The 8,082-nt window shown below is 75.0% G+C and carries 5 protein-coding genes; 3 read left to right on the forward strand and 2 right to left on the reverse strand.

Going from position 1 to position 8,082, the window contains the following annotated elements:
* Window position 1: 1 nt before the first annotated feature.
* On the reverse strand, window positions 2–1,558 hold the full coding sequence (locus ACFO0B_RS17310) for a 5-oxoprolinase subunit B/C family protein (protein WP_378613497.1): 1,557 nt from the start codon (window positions 1,556–1,558) through the stop codon (window positions 2–4).
* A gap of 136 nt (window positions 1,559–1,694) precedes the next feature.
* Between ACFO0B_RS17310 and ACFO0B_RS17315 the strand changes: the two genes are divergently transcribed.
* Window positions 1,695–2,525 (forward strand): hypothetical protein, encoded by an 831-nt coding sequence (locus ACFO0B_RS17315; protein ID WP_378613498.1) that lies wholly within the window; start codon window positions 1,695–1,697, stop codon window positions 2,523–2,525.
* On the opposite strand, the gene ACFO0B_RS17320 is transcribed toward ACFO0B_RS17315, so the two are convergent.
* A complete protein-coding gene (locus ACFO0B_RS17320) occupies window positions 2,526–3,998 on the reverse strand; it encodes a CCA tRNA nucleotidyltransferase (protein ID WP_378613499.1) in 1,473 nt (490 codons plus the stop codon).
* Window positions 3,999–4,093: 95 nt separating this feature from the next.
* Here ACFO0B_RS17320 and ACFO0B_RS17325 point away from each other — a divergent pair, with 95 nt between their 5' ends.
* Window positions 4,094–4,630 (forward strand): NUDIX hydrolase, encoded by a 537-nt coding sequence (locus ACFO0B_RS17325; RefSeq protein ID WP_378613500.1) that lies wholly within the window; start codon window positions 4,094–4,096, stop codon window positions 4,628–4,630.
* The gene (locus tag ACFO0B_RS17330; protein ID WP_378613501.1) at window positions 4,627–7,161 is read left to right on the forward strand and encodes a DUF6049 family protein; all 2,535 of its coding nucleotides are present in this window, start codon (window positions 4,627–4,629) and stop codon (window positions 7,159–7,161) included. Before ACFO0B_RS17325 ends, ACFO0B_RS17330 begins: the two co-directional genes overlap by 4 nt.
* Window positions 7,162–8,082: the final 921 nt, after the last annotated feature.

The raw sequence follows: 8,082 nt of genomic DNA on the forward strand, positions 1-8,082 counted from the left end.
GTCAGTGCAGCGGCTGGAAGCGAAGGGCGGTACCGGGGCGCAGCTGGGCGACGGTGCCGAGGTCGGCGGCGGCGACGACGCCGATCACCGGGTAGCCGCCGGTCACCGGGTGGTCGGCGAGCATGATGACCGGCTCACCGCCGGGCGGCACCTGGATGGCGCCGAGCGGTAGCCCCTCGGTGGGCAGCTCGGTGGTCACCGCGCGCCGCAGCGCCGGGCCGCGGCTGCGCTCCAGCCGGACCCCGACCCGATCGACATCGCCGGTCACCCGCCACTCGCCGGCGAAGAGCGCGGCCGGGTCGGCGAACCAGCCGTCCCGCGGCCCCGGCCGCACGCGCACCGGGACCGGCGCCGTCGGCAGCGGCGGCACCGGGGCCTGGTCGACGATCGGCCACGCAGGCGGCGGCGGCCCGATCGGGAGCCCGTCGCCCGCGGCCACCGGTCGCGGACCGAGCCCGGCCAGGGTGTCCCGGCTGCGCGAGCCGAGCACCGCGGGCACCTCGATGCCGCCGCGCACCGCGACGTACCCGCGCAACCCCACCGCGGTCACGCCGAGCGCGAGCACCGACCCCACCGCCAGCTCCAGCACGCTCGCGTGCCCCACCGGCACCCCGTCCACGGTCGCGGGCAGCGGCGCCCCGGTCACCGCGACGGTGATCCGGCGGCGGGCGCGCAGCACCAACCCGCCGACCAGCACCTCCAGCGCCGCCGCCGCCTCCGGATTGCCGACGAGCCGGTTCGCGAGCGCGAGCGCCGCCGGGTCGGCCGCACCGGAGTGCCCGACCCCGGAATCGGTCCACCCGGGGCGGCCGAGATCCTGCACGGTGACCGCCGGGCCGACCCGTTCGACCAGTACAGCGGGGTCGTCCACCACGGCGGTTGCGGGTTCGCCCGCATCCGCAACGCGCGTTGCGATGCGCGTTGCGACAAAGCGGACGGTGCTGCCCGGATGGATGAGCGCGGGCGGCTCGCGGCCCAGATCCCACAACGCCAGGTCGGTACTTCCGATGAGCTGCCAGCCGCCCGGCGTCGCCCGCGGATAGACGGCGCTGTACCCGCCGGCCAGCGCCACCGACCCCGCCGGGATGGCGGTGCGCGGGCGGTCCCGGCGCGGGACGGCGAGCCTGCCGTCCGGCGCGCGCAGGTACCCGAACCCCGGCGCGAATCCGACGAAGGCGCACTGCCAGAGCACCCCGGTGTGCGCGGCGATCACCTCGGCGGTGGTCAGCCCGAGGTGTGCGGCGACGGCGTCCAGGTCGGCGCCGTCGTAGCGCACCGGCACCTCGAGCGGGTCGGCGGAGCGCGCGGTTTCACGGGAAACATGGGCTCCCGGTTCGGCGGCGATCCGGGCGAGCGCGGCCGCAACCCGCTCCAGCGCCGCCGCCGAGCGAACCAGCACAAGCACGGTCTCGGCGGCGGGCACGAGTTCGAGCACGCCGGGCACCGCGCGGGCGGTCAGGAGCTCGGCGAGCGCTATCGGGTCGGCGCCGGCCGCGAGCGTGAGCAGCAGCGCGGTCTCGCCCGCCGGGCGGATGTCGAAGGCCGGTTCCCGAGTCATGGCGCTCCTCCTCGATGGCAGGCGGGGAGTGTCAAGGATCGCAGCCCGCGCCGCGGCACCGCGCCGGATCGGGCCTGTGCCCGAAGCCACTGCGGTATACCCCCGTTCACGCCGCGCGGCTACGCTCGGATCGGTCATGGCCACATTCGATCCGAGATCCTGGTCGGTGCCTCCGCTCTGGTCGCCGCTGCGCGCCATGGACGTGGGCAAGAAGCTGCTCGACCAGTCCTGGGCCACCCAGTGGGTCGCGGCGACGGCGGCCTGGGTCGACCCGGTCGCCGATCTCGGTGCGGGCACCGTCACCGCGCTGCTCCCCGACGTGCTGATGACGCTGCTCAGCGAGGGCATCCTGAGCCGCTTCGGCGGCCGCGCGATCGACGCCACCGTGCTCGGCCACGAGCTGCACGCCACCCTCGAGGTGCTGAAGGTGCGCCGGATGGGGGCGCACTTCCAGAGCAAGACGGTGCTCGCCGGGCTGCGCTGGGACGGCCACCCGATCGAGACGGTCACCGTGATCGCGCACGGTGTCCGGCTGGTCCCCGGCGTGCCGACCCGGCTGCGCGCCGCCCGGGTGGAGGTGGCGGGCACCGTCACCACCGCCGCGCTGCTGCAGTGGCTCGGCACCAGGCAGCTGGAGTGGTCACTGGCGGCCGAGCCGGACGGCCGGATTCGGGCCACGCACCGGCGCCGCCGGATCACCGCGTGGGTGGACGCCGAGATCCGCGACGGCGCGCTCACCGTCGAGGTGCTGAAGGCGCGCTGGTCCGGGCTCCCGGTGCCGCGCCGCATGCTCGGCACCAGCACGGTGCCGCTGGCCGAGCTCCCCTTCGACGCCCGCGTCGTGCAGGGAACCCGGGCGGGCGACCTGGTGCACTTCCGAGCCGAGGTGCCGGCGGTGAGCGCCTCCTTCGACCTGGCGGAGATGCGCTCGGCCATCGTCACCGGAACCGCGCTGATCCTCTTCTGATCAGGCTTTCTGCCCCTTCCACCAGGCGACGAGCGCGGCCTCGGCCTCGTCCCGGTCCAGCGGGCCGCGGTCGAGCCGCAGCTCCTTGAGGAAGCGCCACGCCTTGCCGACGTCCGGGCCGGGGGCCAGGTCGAGCAGCTCCATGATGGCGTTGCCGTCCAGGTCGGGGCGGACCCTGGCCAGATCCTCCTGCTCGCGCAGCGCGGCGATGCGCCGCTCCAGCTCGTCGTAGGTGGCCTGCAGCGCGGCCGCCCTGCGCTTGTTCCTGGTGGTGCAGTCGGCGCGGACCAGTTTGTGCAGCCGGGGCAGCAGGTCGTCGGCGTCGGTGACGTAGCGCCGCACCGCGGAGTCGGTCCACTGCCCCTTGCCGTACCCGTGGAAGCGCAGGTGCAGGTAGACCAGCCGCGCCACCTCCTCGGTGAACTGCTTCGGGTACTTCAGCGCCTTCATCCGCCTGCGCACCAGCTTGGCGCCGACCACCTCGTGGTGGTGGAAGCTGACGCCGCCGCCGGGCTCGTTGCGCTTGGTCTCCGGCTTGCCGATGTCGTGCAGCAGCGCGGCCCAGCGCAGCACCGGGTCCGGGTCGCCCTCCTCCAGGTCGACCGCCTGGCGCAGCACGGTGAGCGAGTGCCAGTAGACGTCCTTGTGCTGGTGGTGCTCGTCGATCTCCAGCTTCATGGCGGGCACCTCGGGCAGCACCCGCTCCGCGAGCCCGGTCTCGCACATGAGGTCGATGCCGTCGATCGGGTGCGCGCCGCAGATCAGCTTGTCCAGCTCGGTGCGGACCCGCTCGGCGGTGATCCGGTCGATCGCCCCGGCCATGGCGGTCATCGCGGTGCGCACCCGCGGCGCCACCGTGAAGCCGAGCTGGGAGACGAAGCGCGCGGCGCGCAGCATGCGCAGCGGGTCGTCGTCGAAGGAGTCCTCCGGCGCGGCCGGGGTGTCAAGCACGCCCGCGAGCAGCGCGGTCATGCCGTCCAGCGGGTCGGCGAACTCCATCGAGCCGTCGCCTGCGATCCGCACCGCCATGGCGTTCACGGTGAAGTCGCGGCGCACCAGATCGCCCTCGAGCGTGTCCCCGAAGGTGACCTCTGGATTGCGCGAGACCCGGTCGTAGCTGTCGCTGCGGAAGGTGGTGATCTCCAGCTGCTGGTCGCCCTTGGCCGCGCTCACCGTGCCGAAGGCGAGGCCGCCGGTGTCCCAGAGGTGGTCGGCCCAGCCGCGCAGCAGCTCCTGCACCTGCTCCGGGCGGGCGTCGGTGGTGAAGTCCAGGTCGGTGCCGAGCCTGCCGAGCACCGCGTCCCGCACGCTGCCGCCGACCAGGTAGAGCCGGTGCCCGCCGGCGGCGAAGAGCTCGCCGAGCGGGGTCAGCACCGGGCTGAGCCCGCCGAGCGTCACCGCGGCGGCGGCGAGCAGCCTGGTTCGGCGGTCTTGGTCGGCTGCGACCGGGCTGTCGGACTTCGGAGAAACCACGAGTCAGCAGCTTACCGAGCGGGGTAGAGGGAATTTTTCCGCGCGCACCCCCGCCGTCCCGCGGCGACCGGCCCGGCGCACAGTAGGATTACCGGGTGTCTCAGGCCGATCGCGCGAACAGCAGACGCCGCCAACCGCGGCGCCGCGGTTCGGCCGCCGACGGGCCGCGGCCCCGGTTGCGCACTGTCCGGGAGACCTCGGCCGGTGGCCTCGTCGTCGACGGGCTCGACGGCCCCGCCGACAAGCGCAGCGCCGCCCTCATCGGGCGGACCGATCGGCGCGGGCGGCTGCTCTGGTCGCTGCCGAAGGGACACATCGAAGAAGGGGAGACCGCCGAACAGACCGCGATCCGTGAGGTCGCCGAGGAAACCGGTATCAACGGACTCGTTGTGGCCGAACTCGGGAGCATCGACTACTGGTTCGTGACCGAGGGCAGGCGGGTACACAAGACCGTGCATCATTTTCTGTTGCGTTCGGTCGGCGGCGAGCTGTCCGACGCCGACGTCGAGGTCACCCAGGTCGCCTGGGTGCCGCTGACCGAATTGAACTCCCGGCTCGCCTACGCCGACGAACGGCGGCTCGCCGAGGTGGCCAACCGGTTGATCGACCGGATGGAGACCGGTAAGCGATGACACGCGGGCTGTTCCGGATCGCCGCGGCGATCCTGACCATCCTCGGTTCGATTCTGGTGATGGCACCGCTGACGGGTCAGGCAGTGGCCCAGCCCGGCGGGGCGGGCGACGCCGACCAGCAGATCGGGATGCCGAAGTTCCTCAAGCTCTCCCTCGATTCGGTGACGCCGACCGCGGTGACCACCGCCAGCGACCCGGTGGTCACCGTGACCGGGACCGTCACCAATATCGGCGACCGGGTGGTCGACGACATCAGCGTCCGGATCCAGCGCGCGCCCGCCGTCACCGAGCCGGGCGGAGTGCGGAGCAGCCTGCGGCTGGACCAGGTGAACTACGAGGTCGTCGGGGTTTTCCAGGATGTCGCCGAGCGGCTCAGCCCCGGCCAGCGCAAGCAGTTCATCCTGACCGTCGCGCTCCGCGGCGGCGCCGGCGACTCCGCGGGGGCGCTGGAGATCACCGAGCCCGGGGTCTACCCGCTGCTGCTCAATGTCAACGGCGAACCCGCCTACGGCACCCAGGCCAGGCTGGACGACGCCCGCTTCCTGCTCCCGGTGCTCGGCGTCCCGCCCGCGGGCGGCACCGAGCCCGCGGTGCCGGCCGCTCCGGCGCCGCCGGTCGCCACCACGCTGCTCTGGCCGCTCGCCGACCGCCCGCGCTGGGTGCCGACCGAACCCGCCGAGGACCGCGGCCAGGTGCTGCTCACCGACGACGAGCTCGCCGCCTCGCTCGGCAAGGGCGGCAGGCTCGACCAGTTGCTCGGCGCGCTGGAGAACGAGATCGGCGTCGACGGCGCCAGGAATCGCACCCTGGCCAGGAGCCTCTGCCTCGCCATCGACCCGGACCTGCTGCTCACCGCCACCGCCATGACCGACGGCTACCGGGTGCTCGCCAGCCCGTCCGACCCGGACGGCCCGACCAGGGACGGCGGCGGCGCCGCGCAGGCGCGGGCCTGGCTGGACCGGCTGCGCGTGGTCGCCGCCGCGAACTGCACCGTCGCGCTGCCCTTCGCGCAGGCCGACCTGAGCGCGCTCGCCGCCGTGCACGACCCGGCGCTGACCGCGCGAGCGGTGAGCGAGCCGGCCGACATCGTCGACCGAATCCTCGGCGCGCGCTCGCTGCGCGGCGTCGGCATCCCCGATTCCGGCAGCATCGACCCGATCGCGGGCGGGCTGCTCCGCGACCAGAACATCCGCACCGCCGTCCTGGCCGAGACCGCCGTCGCCGAGCAGGGGGCGGCCGGTGCGCGCGGCGCCGACGACCTCACCCAGGACCCGTCCGGCGGCGAGCCGACACCGGCCGAGCCCGCGCGCCCCGAGCTGGTCCGGATGCCGGACATCGTGCCCGCCGCCCCGATCACCGCGCTGGCCGAGACCCCGGCCGGCGACCTGCCGGGCGGCAGGCCGGATCCGTCGCTGCACGCCGCCACCTACGACATCTGGGCCGCCACCGCGCTCGCCGCCGTCGGCTCCAACCCGCCGACCCCGTCGTTCACCCCGGCCCGGGTGCGCTACGACGTCACCAACGACTCGCGGACCGCCCGGCTGCAGGACGCGCTCGGCGCGCTCACCTGGACCGCGCTCAACCCGCGACCGGACCGGCCGCGCGCGCAGCTCCTCGTCCCGCCGCAGCAGTGGGGCGCCAACCGGGAGGAGGCGATCACGCTGCTCCGCCAGGTCGACGCGCTGCTGACCGGCGGCATGGCCACCGCGCGGACGCTGCCCGAGCTGCTCGCCCAGCCCGCCGACCCGCGCCCGTACGAGCCGGACCACCTGCCGCGCGCCGTCGCGGACGGGGTGCCGGAGCGCTTCGTCGCGCCGATCCGCGACCAGGGTGCCCGGATCACCGCGCTCTCCCGCGCGCTGGTCGAGGTGCCGGAGCTGGAGCTCACCCCTACCGAGTACGTCACCCCGCTGCGCGACGATCTGATCCGCGCGCTCACCCTCTCCGACCGGCGCGCGGGCGGCACCGCCCAGCCCGACGTCTACGCCCAGCGCAGGCTGGACCGCACCGCGAGCACCATGGACCGGATCTACGGCTCGGTGACGGTGCTCCCGCCCGGCGGCGTCTACACCCTCGCCTCCGAGCAGAGCCCGCTGCTGCTGGTCGCGCGGAACGAGCTGCCGGTGGCGATCCGGGTCAAGTTCCGGATCGAGGCGCCGCCGGACGCCTCCATCGACGACACCGGTGAGCAGATCCTGCCGCCGAACGGCACCCGCTCCTTCCAGATCCCGACCGAGGTGAACGACAGCCGCAATCTCGTCATCCCGATCTCGCTGACCACTCCGGACGGTGTCGCACTCGGCAACGCGACCTCGGTGTCGGTGCGGTCGAACGCCTACGGCCAGACGCTGGCGATCCTCACCGCGGGTGCGGCGACGCTGCTCCTGCTGCTGGCCGGACGCCGCCTCTGGCACCGGTTCCGGGGCAGGCCCGACCCGGCCGACGAGACCTTCGATCCGGAGGTCCAGCGCCAGGTGAGCCGCTACCGGAGGTTCCTCGCCCGGGCTGTCCGCCGTCGCGAGCCGCTGTGAGGGACAATCACGGTGCGCTAGTACAGCAGGAGGCAGGATGAGCGACGAACATCCGACCGCTCATCGGCCCGACCCGGAGGACGAGCAGGACGGCGCGCGCATCGGCCGCGCCCCGCTCGCGCCGTGGGAACGTCAGCTGCACCGCCCCCGGGCGGAACCGGAAGGGGGAGCGGGGATGCCCGACGGCGCCACCGAACGGTTCGGGGACGACGCGCCGCCGCAGGTCCCGCAGGTGAGCAGGGCGGAGCCCGGGCTGCGCGGCCCCGACGGGGCGCGCCGCGTCCCGCCCGCGGGCGGCCGGAACGGCACGCCGCCGCCGCGTACCGTCGGCCCCGCCCCGAGCGGGGGGATGTCGAGGCAGGCGCCGCCGTCCGGCGGCATGCCGCGAACGCGCCCGCCCGGGCCCGGTGGCAGGCCCCGGCAGTCGCCGCCCGACGGCGGTGCGCCGCAGCCCGGCGGTAGGCCGTTGCCTCCTGAGGGCGGCGCTTCCGGTGGCAGGCCGCGACCGGTTCCCCCCGACGCCGGTGCGCCACAGTCCGGCGGGATGCCGCGGCAGGCGCCGCCTGGACCCGCCCAGCAGGGGGCCCGGCCGCGGCAGGTGCCGCCCTCCGGCGACCCCGCGCGGCAAGCGCCGCCCTCTGGGGCGGTTCCGCGGCAGCGACCGCCCGGCCCCGCTCGGGACGAGCGGCATGTCCCGCCGCCGAATTACGGCGAACGTCCCGCCCCGCTACCGCGTGGCGAGCGTCCCCCGCGACCCGCACCCCCGCTGGACGAGCGCGGCATGCCGCAGGGCCGTCCGCCGCAACGCGGTGGGCCGCTCGTTCCCGCACCGGGCGACCACCCTGCCGGGCACGGCCGCCCCCCGCGCCCCGGAGCACCCCCGCGGACCCCGCGCGGCGCGCCCCCGGCCCCGCCGCGCGA

It is taken from the genome of Nocardia jiangsuensis, assembly GCF_042650385.1.
Taxonomy (GTDB): Bacteria; Actinomycetota; Actinomycetes; order Mycobacteriales; family Mycobacteriaceae; genus Nocardia; species Nocardia jiangsuensis.

Bases quoted from the DNA above. Each gene is read 5' to 3' on its own strand.
- ACFO0B_RS17315 (WP_378613498.1), top strand. From the start codon at position 1,695: ATGGCCACATTCGATCCGAGATCCTGGTCGGTGCCTCCGCTCTGGTCG.
- ACFO0B_RS17310 (WP_378613497.1), bottom strand. From the start codon at position 1,558: ATGACTCGGGAACCGGCCTTCGACATCCGCCCGGCGGGCGAGACCGCG.
- ACFO0B_RS17330 (WP_378613501.1), top strand. From the start codon at position 4,627: ATGACACGCGGGCTGTTCCGGATCGCCGCGGCGATCCTGACCATCCTC.